Consider the following 17,931-nt stretch of genomic DNA (forward strand, 5'->3'; position numbering starts at 1 on the left):
ATGGGCAGGCAATATGAAATACCATTGGGTGCACAACATGTTTCGTTGCTGGAGCCCCTGCATTTTAAATTCACTACCGAGAATGAAAAGATCATTGCCACGGAAGCAAACCTGTTTTATGTACACCGTGGAATAGAGGCAGCCTGTTGTTCGAAATTCAAATTCAGGCAGGTAAGCTTTGTGGTAGGAAGAGTGTGTGGCTTGTGTTCCATCTCCCATTCAACGGCCTATGCACAGGTGGCCGAACAACTGGTAAAGATCGAGGTGCCGAAGCGTGCAAAATATCTCCGTATGCTGGTGATCGAACTCGATCGCATTCACTCTCACCTGCTGTGCCTGAGTCATGTGGCGGAGAATTCAGGCTACGAAGCACTGTTCATGAAGACAATGCAGTACCGTGAGTTTGCCATGGAATTGCTTGAAGCAGTTTGCGGCAACCGCATTCAATATGACTTTTCCATTGTGGGTGGTGTCTCCCGCGACCTGAAACCGGAGGTGGCACAAATCATCTTAAAGCGGCTGAATAACTTCCTCCCGCAACTGGATGAACTGTTGGATATCTATTCGAATAGCTGGACATTCTCACTGAAAAACAAGAATGCAGGAGCCATCACAAAGGCAGATGCCTTGCGGCTGAATGTGGTTGGCCCCTTCGCACGCGCTGCCGGCCTGGGTGTGGATGTGCGCAATGAAACGGAAGCGTTGTTGCCCTGGAAAGAAGTGGGATTTGAAATGGTAACGGAATCATCCGGCGATGCGTATGCAAGGAATATTGTAAGGCTTCGCGAAATATACATTTCAAAACGTATCATCGAAAACATCATCCGTGGCTTGCCGGAATCGGCGCTGGTAACGGAGACGAAAGCATTTCCTGACGGTGAAGCAGTCGTGCGGATTGAAGCACCGCGCGGCGAACTTTTTTATTACGCTAAAGGAAATAAGACACAGTTCCTGGAAAGACTGAAAATAAAAGCACCAACATTTTCCAATGTGGCAGCCATGGTGGAAGCTCTCAATGGAAATGAATACGGCAGTGCACCTGCCATCATCGCATCTTATGATCCCTGCCTGTCATGCACTGCAAGATGACCTGCTGCCCGACAAGCATCGTGAATGATTGAAAAGAACCTGGTAAATGAACACATTTTTTAAATCATTGATGAACATCTTCAGAAAGCCGGTAACCACCAGGTATCCTGCGGAGAAAACATTTATTCCTGATGATTACCGTGGCATGATTGGTTTTGATGAAAATCTCTGCATCTGGTGCCGCCGCTGCGAAATGGTTTGTCCGCCGGGCGCAATCGTATTTTCACAGGACCTGGAGGGAAAACAAACCTATCATTTTAACAGGGCCGTCTGCATCTATTGCGGAGAATGTGTGCGTGCCTGTCCGAAAGAAGGTGCCATATATCAAACCGGGCAGCCGGCAAAATGGGCTGTGAAAGAGGAGAACATCAATAACGGATGGAATGCCTTGTTTGATGAAGCCATTGAAAGCCGTGCCGCTTATGCAGCGGAAAAGAAAAGACGTGCTGCAACAAAGACTGCCGCACCAAAGGAAGAAAATGAAAGCAAGTCCACGGATTAATTTGAATTACGTAATTATGCTGAGGTCATTTTTTTACCGTGGTTTAATGCTTGATGCACAATACCCGCAGGGGAAGCATCAACTGTTTCCTTCCCTGCAAAATTTACAAAGCTTTTATGCATGAACTATCCATAGCAAACTCTGTTCTCTCCATTGCTGAAAAGGCAGCGCCGGCTGCGAATGACGGTACTGTTTCGGCTGTGAACCTGCAGATAGGTGCATTAAGCGGCATTGAAACAGATGCACTGACATTTGCCTTTTCAGTGATACGGGAGGATACGTTGCTAAAGCATGCGGTATTGAATATTGAAATTATTCCGGGCGAAGCAGCTTGCCTGCAATGCGCGTTGGTTTTTGCAATTGAGGGATACAGCAGTGCTTGCCCGCAATGCGGCAGTAATGCTATCCGGATTCAGAAAGGAAAGGAGTTGAAAGTGATCAGCCTTACGGTAGAGGAATAATTGCATCCGTATCGTGATATTACCGGTTACCAGATCTTTCCGAAATGAAGTGGTGAAAATCAGAAGCTATCTCAAAACAGGCAATCAATGCGGTCATGCCGGATTTATTTCGGCATCTGTCAATGAATGAAAGAGATACTGATCCCGATCAATCGAGACAGGATGACTCCAGGTATTTTGTGATAACTTCTAATTGCCGGTTAATGCTGCGGCGCCACTGACAATTTCCGTGAGCTCTGTAGTGATGGCAGCCTGCCGCGCGCGGTTGTATTTGATGCCAAGGTCTTTCAACAGCTCTTTTGCATTGTCTGTTGCCTTATCCATCGCCGTCATACGGGCACCGTGTTCAGAGGCATTGCTGTCGAGCAATACTTTAAAGAATTGTGTCTTCAGGATTTTCGGGATCAGTTCATTCACCAGTTCTTCCTGGTCAGGTTCAAATATGAAGTTAACCGATGATGTACCTTTTCCTTTTGTTGCTTTTGCCACCGGCAGAAAACGTTCCACCTGGAAAATCTGTGTAGCGGCATTCTTGAATTGAGAATAGACAATCTCAATCATATCATATTCATTGTTTTTAAACGCCGCCATGAGCCACTCAGCGGCCGCCGATGCATGTTCAAAGTCGAGCGTTGAAAACATCAGGGCATAATCTGAATTGATCTTGTAGGGCTGTTTCTTAAAGGCATCATTGGCTTTTTTACCTACCGGCAGCACCGTTATGCGACCGGCCTTTGCCTGCTCCGCATATTTTTCATGAATAGTCTGCAGTGCCAGCTTGATCGTGGATGAATTAAATCCGCCTGCAAGCCCCCGATCCGATGTCACCACCACCAGTAAAACATTTTTGATCTCGCGTTCCTGTGCCATGGCAATCATCACACCCGGATCAGAGGCGATGTTACTCATCAGCTCCTGGAGCTTGTTGGCATAGGGGCGCATCTGAATGATGCGGTCCGTTGCCTTACGCAGTTTGGCAGCACTCACCATCTTCATGGCTTTGGTGATCTGCTGCGTATTCTGTACGCTTTTGATCCGGTTCCTGACTTCTTTAAGCTGACCTGACATTTGTTAAATGGTTGACTGCCGGAAAATGAATTTCCTTTCGCGGGTTATTTTGCTTTTATGGTACCGGGTTTGTTTTCGATATAGGCCACTTCCACATCCTTCGCTGCCTTCTTGATGGTGGCAATGCTGGTATCGCTCAGGTTTCCTTTGCGGAAATCCTCCAGCACTTCTTTATGATGTGATTCGAGCAGCGCGAGGAAGGCTTCTTCAAATTCTTTCACACGCTTCACCGGAATATTGCCGAGCAGGCCTTGTGTTCCGAGGTAGATGATGGCAATTTGTTTTTCAACAGACATCGGTGCGAACTGCTTTTGCTTCAGCACTTCCACGTTGCGGGCGCCTTTGTCAATAACCGCCTTGGTGGCGGCATCCAGGTCGCCTCCGAATTTGGAGAATGCTTCCAGCTCACGGTATTGCGCCTGATCCAGCTTCAGCGTACCGGCAATTTTTTTCATTGATTTAATCTGTGCATTACCACCCACACGGCTTACTGAAATACCTACGTTGATGGCAGGCCGCACACCGGAGTTGAAGAGGTTCGACTCGAGGAAGATCTGTCCGTCAGTGATAGAGATTACGTTGGTTGGAATATAGGCGGAAACGTCACCGGCCTGTGTCTCAATAATCGGCAATGCCGTAAGTGAGCCACCACCTTTTACCATGGAGCGGATTGATTCCGGCAGGTCATTCATGTCTTTTGCCACGTCATCCGACTCAATAATCTTAGCGGCACGTTCCAGCAAACGGGAATGCAGGTAGAAGATATCGCCCGGATATGCTTCGCGGCCCGGCGGACGGCGCAGCAACAGCGAAACTTCACGGTAGGCAACAGCCTGTTTACTTAAATCGTCGTAGATAATCAAAGCAGCCCTGCCCGTATCACGGAAATATTCACCGATACAACAGCCTGCAAACGGTGCATAGAACTGCAACGGTGCAGGATCTGAAGCGGATGCGGCAACGATTACTGTATAGGCGAGTGCGCCTCTTTCTTCGAGCACTTTCGCCACGTTGGCTACGGTGGAGGCCTTCTGCCCGATTCCTACATAGATGCAGTACACCGGTTCTCCGCGGTCATAAAACTCACGCTGATTGATAATGGTATCAATAGCAATGGCCGTTTTACCGGTCTGCCGGTCGCCGATGATAAGCTCACGCTGTCCGCGGCCAATCGGTATCATGGCGTCAATAGCTTTCAAACCTGTCTGCAGTGGTTCCTTCACCGGCTGCCGGAACAAAACGCCCGGTGCTTTTCTTTCAATCGGCATTTCATACAGCGTGCCCTCAATAGGTCCCTTGCCGTCCAGCGGATCGCCCAGGGTATTTACCACGCGGCCCACCATCCCCTCACCAACACCGATGGAAGCGATTTTTCCCGTACGGCGAACCGTATCGCCTTCTTTGATTGTTTCACCGCTTCCCATCAATACGATACCTACATTGTCTTCTTCCAGGTTCAATACAATGGCGCGGGTACCTTCTTCAAACTGCACCAACTCACCTGCCTGCACGTTGGTAAGTCCGTACACGCGGGCAATACCGTCGCCGATCTGCAATACAGTACCCACTTCTTCCAGCTGTGCGGAAGTATTAAAACCGCTCAGTTGTTCACGAAGAATGGCGGAGATTTCTTCCGGTCTGATGTCTGTCATAATGCTTTAAAATTTATTATCGTTAATACTTCATTTCGTAAAGGTTACTGATGAACTCCTGCTTGATGAAATGCAGGTCGTGGCGGATGCTCGCATCAAACTTATTATCATTTAACTCGAGGATGAATCCGCCGATGATTTCCGGGTCGATCTTCACATGCAACTGCAGTGTCTTATCGTGGAACCTCGGCAATGCTGAAACCCGGTTGAATATATCATCATGCAGTGCAGGGCTGAGTTCAATGGCGGAGGTGAGTTTAACCACCACGATACCCTTAATGATATTGTATTGCTTGTCGAATGCTTCGCCGATATCCCGCAAAACGAATTCACGGTTTTTCTTGAACAACAGGTAGAAAAAATCTTCCGTGATCTTGCTCACCCTGCCGTGGAATACGGCGGAGAAAACTTTTGCTTTCCGGTCTCCGCTGATCACCGGCGACGAGATGGTCGCATTCAATTCAGGAGTGGAGGTGGCACGCAGCAGGTCGACATCCTTTTTTACGAGGTCGAGCTGATTACCTTCCAGGGCATAATCAACCAGGGCTTTGGCGTATCGGAATGCTACTCGTGGGTTACGCATAGACAGGTTAATTATTCTGTGGGGAAGTTAAGTCATTGGCAAGGCGGCTCACATAGGCTTCCTGTTCACTCTTATTACTCAGCTCGCGGCGCAGCACTTTCTCTGCAACATCCACCACCATATTGCCAATCTGATTCTTCACATCAATGATGGCCTCTTTGCGGCGGTTTTCAATGTCGCGGCGGGTTTCCTCCATGATTTTGGCGGCTTCCTCCTTCGCTTTTTCCCTTGCTTCGCCGATAATCTGCTCCTTCACCTCCTTGGCCTCTTTCAGAATCTGAATACGTTCCTGTTTTGCCTGTTGCAGCATGGCTTCATGTTCGCTTTTCATGCCGAGCATTTCCTGCTTGGTACGCTCCGCCGTTTTCAAGGCATCATCTATCGTGTGTTCACGGTCGTCGAGAGCTTGCAGGATCGGTTTCCACGCATATTTTTTAAGGATGAAAAGTACGAGCAGGAAAATGACTGCTGTCCAGAAGATCAGTCCCAGGGAAGGTTGTAAGAGTTGCATGTGTATGCTGTTTCTGTTTGTGCTGAAATAATTTGCTTAACCGGTAAGCAACCATAAATCCGGGCGGTGAAGGAAAGCGTCAACAGGTCAAACAACAGGTTGTGCCTGATGCCATGTTGCTTTCCGGTGATGCCGGATTTAAACGGATAGCTTAGAGGAAAAGGATCAGAACGCACACAACGATACCGAACAATGCTACCCCTTCCACCAAAGCGGCGGTGATAAACATATTGGTACGGATGTCGTTGGTGGCTTCCGGTTGACGGGCAATGGATTGCAGCGCGTTGGCACCGATCAAACCTACACCAATACCTGCGCCGATGGCAGCAAGACCTGCTCCGATACCGGCACCCATTTGTGCGTATCCGTCAAGCGCTAAAAAGAGAATGCTCAGTAAATGCATCATAGTTAATTGAGTTTAATTGAGTTGAAAAAAATGTTAATGATGAGATTCTTTGTGATCGTGCCCGCCGGTAGCAATGGCTTCGCTGATGAACAGGGCAGTTAATATGGTAAAGATGTATGCCTGCAGGGCACACACCAGCAATTCGAGCAGGTAAATGAATATGGCGAAGGCCACCGAGAAAACCGAGGCACCAAGGCCGGCAAAGATGCTCATGGCCGAAAAGATGAAGATCAGCATCAGGAAAGACAGCACTATGAGGTGGCCGGCCAGCATATTCGCGAACAACCGGATCATTAATGCGAAAGGCTTCACCACAAGATTGCTGATGAATTCAATCGGCACCAGGATAGGCAACACGGCACCGGGAACGCCGGGAGGTGCAGCCATGTGTGACCAGTAATTGCGACTCGAGCCAACCATCATCAGTATGAACGTGAATACCGCCAGCGTCATGGTTACGGCTATGTTGCCGGTTACATTCGCAGCGCCGGGGAAAAGTCCCAGCAGGTTGTTGATCCAGATAAAGAAGAATAAGGTAAGTAGGTAGGGCAGGTACTTACCGGCCTTTTCACCTAACAGCGGTTTGGCCACCTGATCGCGGATGAATATCACCAAGACCTCTACCACAGAGTGCAGGCCCCTCGGTGCTTTCGTTCCATATTTCCTGAAATTACGGGCTACGGAGAGGAAAATCAAAAGCATCAGCCCAACGCCGATCATCATCTGTATCACATTCCTGGTGAAGGAAAGATCATAAACCGGGCTGCCGTCCGTAGCGGTGATAACACCTTCTTCTGATTTATACCCTTTGTATGCGGCATGGCCATGCTCAAAACGGGCGTATGAAAACAGGCTCAGCCCTTTGGAAGGAGAAAAAAGCAGCACCGGCAGATTAATTACGGCATCGAACGCTGAACCGTCTGATTTTTTAAACGAGAAGAAATGCCACTCATGGCTGTCGCTGATATGCTCGATGATAACCTTTCCCGGATTAAAACCTTCTTCAGCAGCGCTTTCAGCTGCTTCATGGCCTTCCGTTGCGGATGTTGCAACGGTGGCTTCTTCATGTGATGCTGAAGCAGGTGCTGCAGGCGCTTCAGCCAACAGGCTGGCAGTAAAACCAATCACTAACACGATGGACAACAGCAACTTATGAACAACTCGACGTGACATTACGGGAAAACTAAGGGGGTTTGCCAAATGGCGGTGCAAAGATATACAAGGGAGTTTGAAAAAATAAGGTTTGACGGTAAATTTATTGGAGTTGCTTAGCAGACAATGATAGTAAGCAGTCTTTTCAATCTGCTTTCAAAAACTTAATAATGCCGGAAGCATCATCCCTGCCGTCAATCACCTGCACATAATACACAGCCGCTGACAGCTGTGCCGTTGGCAACACCAACCGGTTGATGCCGCTGTGCAGGTGAACCGTCATCGTATTCAGCAGGCGGCCGAGTGCATCGGTCAGCCTGACTTCCGCTGTTTCATCCTGTTGCGATGTAACCTGCAGGGTGATGTCACCAGTGCCCGGATTTGGATAGATGATAACTCCGGCAACGCTTTCCGGTTGCCGGTCAACGATTGCTACATTTGAATAGGTGAAGGATGCATCCTTATCCATCATCTTCAGCCGGTAATAGTTCAGGCCGGAAAGCGGAGAATGATCCGTGTAGAAATATTGCAGTGATTTAAACGAGGTGCCCGCGGCTTTTTCCGTGCCAATCCACTCAAAACTTTTCCCGTCACTGCTTCGCTCAATGCCAAACTGATCACTATTGATTTCTGACGCAGTGATCCACGAAAGCTCGTTCACCGGTCCTGCATTCCATGCAAGCAGGGAGAGCAGTTCGATCGGCAACGGAATATTGGTGGTTCCCATGCCCAACTGGCTCAGGTTGTCGTTCCATGCTGTTAGATTGATGCGTGTGGCATAGTCGGAGGCAACGGTTCTGCCGGCGGCATTATACGGTGCCAGCGATGTGCAGGATGGCGATGGTATCGTCCAGGCCGCAGCCGAAGTGCTGCCCTCCGGCCGGGAAAGCAATGCAAACTGGTTGTCGATCAGGCCCGGGAAAGCCGACAGGTTGTAGCCGCTGACCGTCATTTGTCCGCCGGAGAAACTGCCTGTGCCGGGTACACCTCCGTTGGCCGGCCGCAGATGCCATTCGCCGCCACTGCTTACCAGCATATACGAGGTGCCACATTCGGCAATAGATACTGGGGAAGTTCCCGTCACCGTATTTTCCCAGGAAGCGCTAATGCGTGATATGCCCAACACAGCAACCGGCGTCACCTCCAGCAGTTGTGCCTGCGTGGTATTGCCTACCGGGAAGGCATAGACGGTATTGCTGTTTACCACTTCACGATGCAGGCTGCCGGAAGGATACAGCGCAGCCAGCCAGCTTTGCGTATAGTGGCTGTTATTCGGCGCGGCAAACGTAACGGCACTTGCTGCTGTGGCGGTGATCAGCAGGGTTTTCGCATTGGCATACATCAGCCCATCCTGAAAGGTCAACTGATGTGCAACACTGATATCGCTGAGCATGCGCACACCGTCCGTATTTACACTGCTGTTGTTGACATACAGATCATAAAAAACGGTGTTGGCGGCGCTCACATTCTGGAGCTGGCTGCTTTCCAGGAAAACCGTTCCCATGCTGCCTGCCATGATACAGCCGGCAGCCGTATTATCCTTGAATGCGGAGGATGAGGAGCTTATGCCGTCGGTAAGATGAAGTTCACCGCTGATATCGGCCTGCGTATTGCCGGCATTGGCGGTGAAGCCGCCCTGCACATACACCTTCGCACCGTTTTGTATCGTAAGATTCGGCGTTGCACCGCTACCATCGAGGTAGAGGAGGTCCTGTGCCGCTGCGTGGAAACAGCAGAGCATAAAGATGAATAAGCGCAGGAGCCATTTTATTCTCACAATGGGCAGGATGTTTTGAAAAGAAGAATCCGCACCGTGCAAACAGAAGCTTACAGGGCAACTAATATAGAAAAAAAATAGAATGGAAATGTGCCACGTCGCAGGGCTTGCCGGTTCGGGCTTCCGGATTGACGGGAGGTTATTTTACTAGGGAATTTTGCGTTGCAAGGAGATTACTACGCACAACGACTAAATCAATATAATTGTAAGGTAATGGAGACGTTGTGGTATTTAATGTCTCACATGAAGAATTGCGATGCACGCTGTTCCGGAATCCTGAATTTACTCCTCTGCCGCTATTAAAATTATTTCTCCGTTTGGCGCAAGCGTCCGCTTGTGCCTGCTATCAGTAAGCGTCCGCTTACGAAATATAATAATCCAACAAAATAAGATCCAGCGGTCCTTTTTCACCGGCATAATCTCTTGCACTGCTATAAATCCAATCTTCGGGTTTACTGACAAACCCGGATTCAACAGGATTGTAGTGCGTATAATGAAGCGTATTATTTAAGAGCGCATTCGTGTTTAATTCTATCGGTTCATTGTTCTGTTGCCAGAATTGAAAATCCCTGTTATTCGGATTTTTCTTTCCGGCTCTTTCCATCATCCATAACATCCATTCCTTTCGGCTTTCCTGTTGATGCTGGCTAATCGTTGCCCTCAATTGGGTGGAGGTATAACTTTTAAAATCACGCAGAATATTGTGCATTGGATTTCCACGGCTCCCCATGATCAAATGAACATGGCTGGTCATTAAGCACCAGGCATACAGTTCCAACTCTTTATGCTTCTGGCAATACCGTAAACTACCCAATAAAATTTCTTTATACTCATTGCGAATAAAGACATCAATCCAGTTGATGACAGCAAAGCTTACGAAATACAACTTGCTATTATCCCGGAATTAATATTTTCGGCTCATAGGATAAATACTTATACAACTTAAAGATAGAGATATTTGCATAGCATAGACTTATAATTTATAGCATCCGGGATTAAAAAACTCTGAAAGCGAACGCTTTTAGATGGATGGCACAAGCGGACGCTTGCGCCAAATGGAGCGAGAAGGTGATGGTAACACATTAAACAACCGAATCCAGAGTTATGATCCGATTGCTTTTTCTATTTACTCCCTTTCCTTTTCTTATTAGAACCCCTTGCTCCTTTATTCAAAAACCTCTCAGCTAGCATTTCAACCAATTGGATTTTATTTAAAAGTTCAAGCTCCTTTGTCGCGGTACTTATTCTTCCAGTATTCCAGGGTGCTTTTTTTGATCCCGTTACGTTCACTGAAAACCTTCGTACTAAGATTGCTGTGGTGAAATCTTTCTACAATGGGAAAATATTTTTCCGATAAATTGCGCATGAAAATGTTTTGCGCAAATCTGATGAGCTTATTTTAATCGGAAAATACGTGGTTGGCCGGATGCTTACGAAGAATCTTGATCAAGCATCATTTGCATATATTCAGCAGTACCGCATCTATGGTGAGTTTGTGCTAAACCTGAATAAGAAAGCGCGAAAATGCTCCCTACAAGTAGAATTGATGTTTTCATGTAAAAGATGTTTTAAATGACTGGTATGTAACCAACAAGATATCAATACATTTACATATTTCATAAGGGTTGCCGCGAAAAAGACAATAGTGTTCGTGAAGGCTTGATAATTGTAAGCCGAACACCCATTAATTCAATGTTCAAGCGAATAGTTTATGACTCATATTTTCATTGCAATCCTTTACTGAAACCTTACTGTTTCACAAGCTTTTTCACTTGAAGCAATTTATTATCTTCTATCACATTTACAAAATATAAACCCTGAGCCAGATCCGCAACGGAAAACTCAATTGTTAAATCTGTTGCCTCAATTTTTTGGAGTTGTTTGCCAGTAATATCGGTAATCTGAATACTGACATTCTCAATATAGTTGAGCTCCATTGTAATTTTATCTTTAGCCGGATTGGGATAAAGAGCTAAAATACTTTCGTTTCCTACTCGGCAGGTAATGCTAACAGTTGTTTTATTTGTGTAGGCACTGCAGCCGGTAGATGTTTTTGTGATCTTACACTTATACTTTGCATCTTTGGTAGCAGAGTAGGTAGCATTTGTAGCTCCTGCAATTGGATTATTGCCCTTGTACCATTGGTAGGTAACATCAGTTGAAGTTGAAGATGCAGTTAGAACAGTTGAATTTCCTGCACACATTGTTACGGTTCCGCTTGGAGAAATACTGGCAGAGGGATTTTTATTGACAGTGATGTGAATGATATTGGATGTGCCTGAGCAAATTGAGTTTGAACCAATACAGGAATAATCTCCGGTTTTGGTGACATTGTACGTTTCTTGTGTTGCTCCGGCAATAATCACCCCGTTCTTTAACCATTGATATGAAACATTAGGTATAGGCATTTTTAAAATTGCACTGCTTCCTGTGCAAAAGGTGTCTGAACCATCAAGTATATTAATGAAGAAATTATTTTCACAATCACTTTCCGAAATGTTTGCTATCCAATAATCGTAGCCTCCATGATTTCCAGAAACATCACCGTCATTTGAATTTGAGTATCCCCCTACAACAAATCCACCATCATTTAGTGGCTCAATTGACCACACTGCATCATCTAGGTTACCACCAAAAGACTTTTGCCATATTAAATTTCCACTTAAATCTATTTTAATAATCCAAGAGTTGGGTGGTTCGCTAAAGTTTCCAGAAACATCACCATCATTTGAGTACGCTGTTCCACCAACTAGATAGCCTATACCATCATGTGACTTCTTTATTGAGAAAGCGTTTTCTTGGCTACTCCCTCCTAAAGTTTTTTCCCAGACTAAAGCACCATCCATATTTAATTTTACGATCCAATAATCTCCACCCCCATGATTACCTGACACATCATTATTGTTTGATGCAGAGAAACCCGCCATGAGAAATCCACCATCGTCTGCATCTTCAATCGAAAAACAAACATCATTAGCACTGCCGCCTAAAGACTTTTGCCATATGAGATTGCCGTCCGTACTCAATTTTACTATCCAATAATCTGTTCCTCCATGATTTCCGGTGATATCTCCTCCGGCATTCGACCAGGAATGTCCTGCAACGATATATCCCCCATCAGAAGTTTGATCAATTGAACTTGCAATATCTTCTCCATAGCCTCCTAAGGATTTTTGCCATACTAAATTGCCAAATGCATCTAATTTTACAATCCAGTAATCGTAACCCGAATGATTACCAGAAACATCACCATCGTTTGAGTTTGAATATCCTGCAACTATATAACCACCATCAGATGTTTGTACAATGGCGTTTGCTCCATCATAGCCTGATCCTCCAAGACATTTCTGCCACTCTATTTCACCACTCTCATCCATTTTAATAATCAAGTAATCACTTGCTCCATGATTGCCAGAAATGTAACTGTCATTAGAGTTTGAAGATCCCGCAATGATAAATCCACCATCACTAGTTTGATCAATCGCTTTATCGTATCCACTATATTCATCTCCATATCCTCCTACTGATTTTTGCCATAACAACTCTCCATTTATATTTAATCTTAACATCCAAAGATCTGTTCCGCCTCTGTGGTCAGAGATATCCCCATTAACAGAATTAGAATAGCCTACTCCAGCATAACCCCCGTCAGATGTTTGTTTAATAGAAGAAATCCAATCATCATTGCTACCACCGTAACTCTTCTGCCAAACAATCGAAGAATTAACGGGTGGCACTTCAACACAACCCATTGAACTTTGCAAACTTAAACGGGTGGTGTTTAGGGTTGCGGTCATTCTTTCTGCTTGTTTATTAGTAAACATGTTCCGTATAGTGTCTGGAGTGTAGTCCATATAATTCATAAACATTATGCCAGGAGATTCCGGGGAACAAATATCGGTAAGAGGGAAACTTTGATAAAAGTATGTCATCGTATCTTGATTTGGAGTATCACCCACTTTATCTCCTTTCACACAACTAACGAATAAATCTTGATCATCCCCCCAAATGTGTATCAGATTTAACCAATGCCCCACTTCGTGTGTTGTAGTTCTGCCCTTATTAGTATAATCATAAAGATTGCCGGTTCTGCCGAAACATTTATAGTCAACTACTACACCATCAGTTAAAGGTTGAGAGCCTAATAAATCAGGAAATTGAGCATATCCTGCAAGTGGTTCTTCTAAATTACAAACCCAAATGTTTAAATAGTCAGAAGTTGGCCATGCATCTTTTCCTCCATCACTTGAGCTCTTAACATTATTCAATTCTTTTGTAAATTCAGACAAAGTTGTTTGAGATCTTGTAATCCCCGACGTAGAGTTACCAAAAGGATCACGCTTGGCTAAGCAAAATTGAATGTTGGTATTCGCAGCAATAGTTTGCCAAACTAAAGGAGTTTTATAAGCGTCTAAGTTTGTGTGTGAAAAATCTTCATTCAAAACATCAATTTGTGATTGAATTTGTACGTCAGTAATATTCTCCTCCTCAGTCTTGTATACCACATGTACAACTACTGGAATTGTAATAACATCTCTTGTAGTAATATTTTGATGATCAAATATCCATTGCTGAAGCTTACTTTCATTTTCATCGAGTTTCTGCTGAAGTGATGGATCTTTTTCAATAAACATTTGTAAGTATTCCATTGTGCTACATCTTGGTGGAAGCTGGGCCAAACTCGAGTAAGTAATCAGCATTAGGCTGTTAACAATTAGTAGAAGTAGTTTTTTCATTTTGAAAATATTTAATTGAGATCCTAAGAACTTGGTGTAAACTATATCGATCTCGAAAGATAATGACTTATTTGGCAATTTATTAATGCGTTTGCAACCAATTGTTCAAATTATCTCTCCGTTTGGCGCAAGCGTCCGCTTGTGCCTGCTATCACATACGGAGGTGGGCTTTATGATTTGGGTGTTGAGATTTTTGAAGATGCAGAGAACCATATTATTGCATCAGGATTAAAAGATCAGAATATATTCAATGAAACTACCTGGATAATGAAGTTAGACATAAATGGTAATCTTATTTCTCAAAAAGAATTCAATTTTGCACCTTATCAATGTACTGAAGGCAGGTTCTCCGTTTGGCGCAAGCGTCCGCTTGTGCCTGCTATCAGTAAGCGTCCGCTTACGAAATATAATAATCCAACAAAATAAGATCCAGCGGTCCTTTTTCACCGGCATAATCTCTTGCACTGCTATAAATCCAATCTTCGGGTTTACTGACAAACCCGGATTCAACAGGATTGTAGTGCGTATAATGAAGCGTATTATTTAAGAGCGCATTCGTGTTTAATTCTATCGGTTCATTGTTCTGTTGCCAGAATTGAAAATCCCTGTTATTCGGATTTTTCTTTCCGGCTCTTTCCATCATCCATAACATCCATTCCTTTCGGCTTTCCTGTTGATGCTGGCTAATCGTTGCCCTCAATTGGGTGGAGGTATAACTTTTAAAATCACGCAGAATATTGTGCATTGGATTTCCACGGCTCCCCATGATCAAATGAACATGGCTGGTCATTAAGCACCAGGCATACAGTTCCAACTCTTTATGCTTCTGGCAATACCGTAAACTACCCAATAAAATTTCTTTATACTCATTGCGAATAAAGACATCAATCCAGTTGATGACAGCAAAGCTTACGAAATACAACTTGCTATTATCCCGGAATTAATATTTTCGGCTCATAGGATAAATACTTATACAACTTAAAGATAGAGATATTTGCATAGCATAGACTTATAATTTATAGCATCCGGGATTAAAAAACTCTGAAAGCGGACGCTTTTAGATGGATGGCACAAGCGGACGCTTGCGCCAAATGGAGTTCGCCGGATGCTTACACTTAACCACGCCTCCATCTTATATCACTCCCTTCCTTTATTTGATTAAATTTGGAATTCATAAATCTGTTGCGATGAAAAACACCAACTCATCTCTTCGTTACTGCGCTGTATGGTCGCTTGTCTTTTTTTTATCGGCGCCTTCACTCCATGCTCAGAATGTGGGAATTGCTGTAGCCAGTCCGCTGGCAAAGTTGCACATCGGCGGAACGTCGAGCACCATACGCCTGGAAGGATTAAGCAGTGTGCTGGGCGGCACGCATATCACCGCGCCGGCAGCAACCACCGATAAGATGGTGTTTGTAAACTCCAACGGGGAGTTTAAATCGATGCCTAACGGAACAAGCGGACAACTGCTCACCATTAATGCTTCGGGCATTCCGGCCTGGTCGGCCGCCGCAGCCACCAACTGGTCACTGACGGGCAATGGAAGTACTTCGGCTGCTACCAATTTCATCGGCACCACCGATGCCGTGGACTGGATCATCAAGACCACCGCCGCGGAGCGCTTGCGTGTTGCGGCTGGCGGTAATATCGGAATCAATGCCACGCCGTCGCTCACGGAAAGAGTTTACATCACGGATGCAGCACAAACCACCGCCCTCCGTGTCAGCACGACGAATGCTGCAACCGGCAGCAAAGCTGTTCATGCGAGCGGAACTGTTGGAACGGATACTTACCTGGGATACGTCGGTACCATTACTCTCAGCAGCACAACAGTTACCAATGCCGGCCTCTATGCATCTGTAACAAGCGGCACTTCCGGTGCCATCGTAGGATCCACAACAGGCGGAACGGGTTCCGGTGTCTATGGTTATTCATCAGTGGCCAATGGCGGCAGGTTCACCAATGCCATCGGCACTTCATCGGCTATGGTGGCGGCCAATCTCACTGCCTCCGGCACGGGAACAGGAAACGGAGCAAGTGGTTCCACCGCGCAGTCGGCCGGATTTGGTGTACTGGGTTCAAATACAAACACTAGCGGAACCGGTGTTTTAGGCATTGGCAGTAACGTGGCCGGCACCTATCTCACGGCAGGCAGCGGCGGTGCCTTTAACGGCGCAGGCGTAGGCACTTTCACCATAGCAAAGACAGCCGCTTCGGGAACAGGCATATTAAGCGCCGGCAACAACCTGTCCACATTCTTAACACTGACGGCAGGCAGCGGCGGTGCATTTAACGGAACAGGCTATGGCGCATTATCCATTGCCACCACAGCTGCATCCGGAACGGGCCTGTTGGGTATTGGAAATAACCTGGGCACTTTCACCACCTTAACCACTGGCTCAGGTGGCGCTTTTAATGGAACGGGCGTAGGTGCATTTCAATTTGCCACTACTGCTGCTTCCGGTATCGGCGCCCTCGGCGTGGGTAACAACCTGGGCACATTCACCACGCCTGCAGCAGGCGCCGGTGGTGCCTTCAATGGTAATGCCATGGGTGTTTTCGCCATTGGTAAAACGGTGGCCAGTGGCATTGGCATCATCGGCCTGGGAAATAACGTGACTGCTTACACGGTGCCGGGAACAGGGGCCGGCGGCGCCTTCAACGGCACCGGCATTGGCGCCTATGCACTGGCAACTACGGCTGCCAGCGGAATCGGTATCGTTGGATTAGGCAATAATGTTACCACACTTACTTCACCGGCCAGCGGCGCCGGTGCAGCCTTTAACGGAAATGCATACGGCTCTTATTCCATTGCAAAAACTGCCGCAAGTGGTGTCGGCGTAGCAGGCCTTGGCAACAACATCACCACATTAACAGCTCCTGCCTCCGGTGCAGGCGGAGTGTTTAATGGTACTGCGTATGGTGCTTACGGCATCTCATCTACAGCGGCAAGCGGCATTGGCGTAACCGGCCTCGGCAATAATATAACAACGCTCACTACAACAACGGCAGGCTCCGGCGGTGCCTTCAACGGAACAACACTTGGCGCATTTGGCTTTGCCAGCACCGCCTCCAACGGCATCGGACTGATGGGCGCGGGAAATAATGTCACCACCTTCACTTTTCCTGCTGCCGGATCAGGCGTGAATGCCAACGGCACCACGTATGGCGTCACTGCCTATGCTTCCAGCAACACAAATGGAAGCACGGGAGCGCCTTCAAGGGCGGGTGGCTATTTCCAGAGTGGCTCAGGGGCAGAGTTGAGTTATGCTTACGTTGCAACGGAAGAAGGTGCAGGTGTTCCGCGGAAGATTGTTGGCAACGGTACAGTGAATACCGTGGTAAAGGATCTGCAGGACAAATATGTTCTGCTTTCCGCGCCAGAAGCACCGGAAAACCTTTTTATGGATTACGGATCGGGACAATTGCAAAGCGGTAAGGCGCACATCAGCCTCGACCCTGTATTTTCAAAGAATATCACCGTTGACGAAAAGCATCCGCTGCGTGTATTCGTGCAACTGGAAGGTGACTGCAACGGAGTGTACGTAACCAATAAAGATGCAAGTGGTTTTGACGTGATAGAATTGCAGGGTGGAAAATCGGCTGTTTTTTTCACATGGAGTGTGACTGCCAACCGCGCCAACGACTACTATGGAAATTTTGCTGACGAGAGGTTCCCGTCACACGGCGGGCCGTTGGCGTCGGTAACAACCGTTGCTGCAACAGAGCCGGTAACGGCAGCGGCCACGGTGACCGTTGATGCCCCGGTGATTCAGTCTGCCGAGGTCCAGGGTGAACAGCAACATGCGGTGCTTATGGAAGCTGCTGCAGGTGTTGATCCGAGAAACTGATACAGCTTGCCGGTTGAACCCGGATTTTGCAGTAGGAATTAAGTTTTAAGAGATAACGGCATTCCCACATCACGGACTAATTTCAGTAATCCCTCCATCCAGGGTCGTTTTTCGATTCTAACGGCAAGTTTGAGAATGCGTTT

15 protein-coding genes are annotated in these 17,931 nt (G+C 46.5%); 5 read left to right on the forward strand and 10 right to left on the reverse strand.

Features of this window, described 5'->3' with window-relative positions; genetic code table 11:
* From K1X61_10365 to hypA, 3 genes are all read left to right on the forward strand, one after another.
* On the forward strand, window positions 1–1,089 hold the full coding sequence (locus K1X61_10365; protein ID MBX7109038.1) for a nickel-dependent hydrogenase large subunit: 1,089 nt from the start codon (window positions 1–3) through the stop codon (window positions 1,087–1,089).
* A gap of 46 nt (window positions 1,090–1,135) precedes the next feature.
* Entirely contained in the window at window positions 1,136–1,591 is a 456-nt protein-coding gene (locus tag K1X61_10370; protein ID MBX7109039.1) for a 4Fe-4S binding protein, read from the forward strand.
* Between the two features lie 116 nt (window positions 1,592–1,707).
* Entirely contained in the window at window positions 1,708–2,052 is a 345-nt protein-coding gene (gene hypA / locus K1X61_10375) for a hydrogenase maturation nickel metallochaperone HypA (protein MBX7109040.1), read from the forward strand.
* Window positions 2,053–2,241: 189 nt separating this feature from the next.
* Here the strand turns inward: hypA and atpG are convergent, their stop codons facing one another.
* The 9 genes from atpG to K1X61_10420 all read right to left on the reverse strand — a co-directional run bounded on the left by atpG (window position 2,242) and on the right by K1X61_10420 (window position 13,937).
* Entirely contained in the window at window positions 2,242–3,120 is an 879-nt protein-coding gene (gene atpG, locus K1X61_10380; protein ID MBX7109041.1) for an ATP synthase F1 subunit gamma, read from the reverse strand.
* A 44-nt stretch (window positions 3,121–3,164) separates the two neighbouring features.
* Window positions 3,165–4,772 (reverse strand): F0F1 ATP synthase subunit alpha, encoded by a 1,608-nt coding sequence (gene atpA / locus K1X61_10385; protein MBX7109042.1) that lies wholly within the window; start codon window positions 4,770–4,772, stop codon window positions 3,165–3,167.
* Window positions 4,773–4,794: 22 nt separating this feature from the next.
* On the reverse strand, window positions 4,795–5,355 hold the full coding sequence (atpH, locus tag K1X61_10390; GenBank protein ID MBX7109043.1) for an ATP synthase F1 subunit delta: 561 nt from the start codon (window positions 5,353–5,355) through the stop codon (window positions 4,795–4,797).
* Between the two features lie 7 nt (window positions 5,356–5,362).
* Window positions 5,363–5,866 carry a F0F1 ATP synthase subunit B gene (atpF, locus tag K1X61_10395; protein MBX7109044.1) on the reverse strand — a complete coding sequence of 168 codons (504 nt, stop codon included), beginning with the start codon at window positions 5,864–5,866 and terminating at the stop codon, window positions 5,363–5,365.
* 151 nt (window positions 5,867–6,017) lie between these two features.
* Window positions 6,018–6,221, reverse strand: a complete 204-nt coding sequence (gene atpE, locus K1X61_10400) for a F0F1 ATP synthase subunit C (GenBank protein ID MBX7109045.1) — start codon at window positions 6,219–6,221, stop codon at window positions 6,018–6,020.
* A gap of 84 nt (window positions 6,222–6,305) precedes the next feature.
* Window positions 6,306–7,445 carry a F0F1 ATP synthase subunit A gene (atpB, locus tag K1X61_10405; GenBank protein ID MBX7109046.1) on the reverse strand — a complete coding sequence of 380 codons (1,140 nt, stop codon included), beginning with the start codon at window positions 7,443–7,445 and terminating at the stop codon, window positions 6,306–6,308.
* A gap of 124 nt (window positions 7,446–7,569) precedes the next feature.
* Window positions 7,570–9,165 carry a T9SS type A sorting domain-containing protein gene (locus K1X61_10410; GenBank protein MBX7109047.1) on the reverse strand — a complete coding sequence of 532 codons (1,596 nt, stop codon included), beginning with the start codon at window positions 9,163–9,165 and terminating at the stop codon, window positions 7,570–7,572.
* 397 nt (window positions 9,166–9,562) lie between these two features.
* Window positions 9,563–10,087: a transposase gene (locus K1X61_10415; protein ID MBX7109048.1), complete on the reverse strand. Its 525-nt coding sequence runs from the start codon at window positions 10,085–10,087 to the stop codon at window positions 9,563–9,565.
* Between the two features lie 862 nt (window positions 10,088–10,949).
* Window positions 10,950–13,937: a T9SS type A sorting domain-containing protein gene (locus tag K1X61_10420; GenBank protein MBX7109049.1), complete on the reverse strand. Its 2,988-nt coding sequence runs from the start codon at window positions 13,935–13,937 to the stop codon at window positions 10,950–10,952.
* 141 nt (window positions 13,938–14,078) lie between these two features.
* Between K1X61_10420 and K1X61_10425 the strand changes: the two genes are divergently transcribed.
* Window positions 14,079–14,363 carry a hypothetical protein gene (locus K1X61_10425; GenBank protein ID MBX7109050.1) on the forward strand — a complete coding sequence of 95 codons (285 nt, stop codon included), beginning with the start codon at window positions 14,079–14,081 and terminating at the stop codon, window positions 14,361–14,363.
* On the opposite strand, the gene K1X61_10430 is transcribed toward K1X61_10425, so the two are convergent.
* Entirely contained in the window at window positions 14,335–14,859 is a 525-nt protein-coding gene (locus tag K1X61_10430; protein MBX7109051.1) for a transposase, read from the reverse strand. The genes K1X61_10425 and K1X61_10430 overlap by 29 nt on opposite strands.
* 265 nt (window positions 14,860–15,124) lie before the next feature.
* Between K1X61_10430 and K1X61_10435 the strand changes: the two genes are divergently transcribed.
* Window positions 15,125–17,788 (forward strand): hypothetical protein, encoded by a 2,664-nt coding sequence (locus K1X61_10435; GenBank protein ID MBX7109052.1) that lies wholly within the window; start codon window positions 15,125–15,127, stop codon window positions 17,786–17,788.
* Window positions 17,789–17,931 lie beyond the last annotated feature (143 nt).

It is taken from the genome of Chitinophagales bacterium, from assembly GCA_019694975.1.
Classification (GTDB): Bacteria; Bacteroidota; Bacteroidia; order Chitinophagales; family UBA10324; genus JACCZZ01.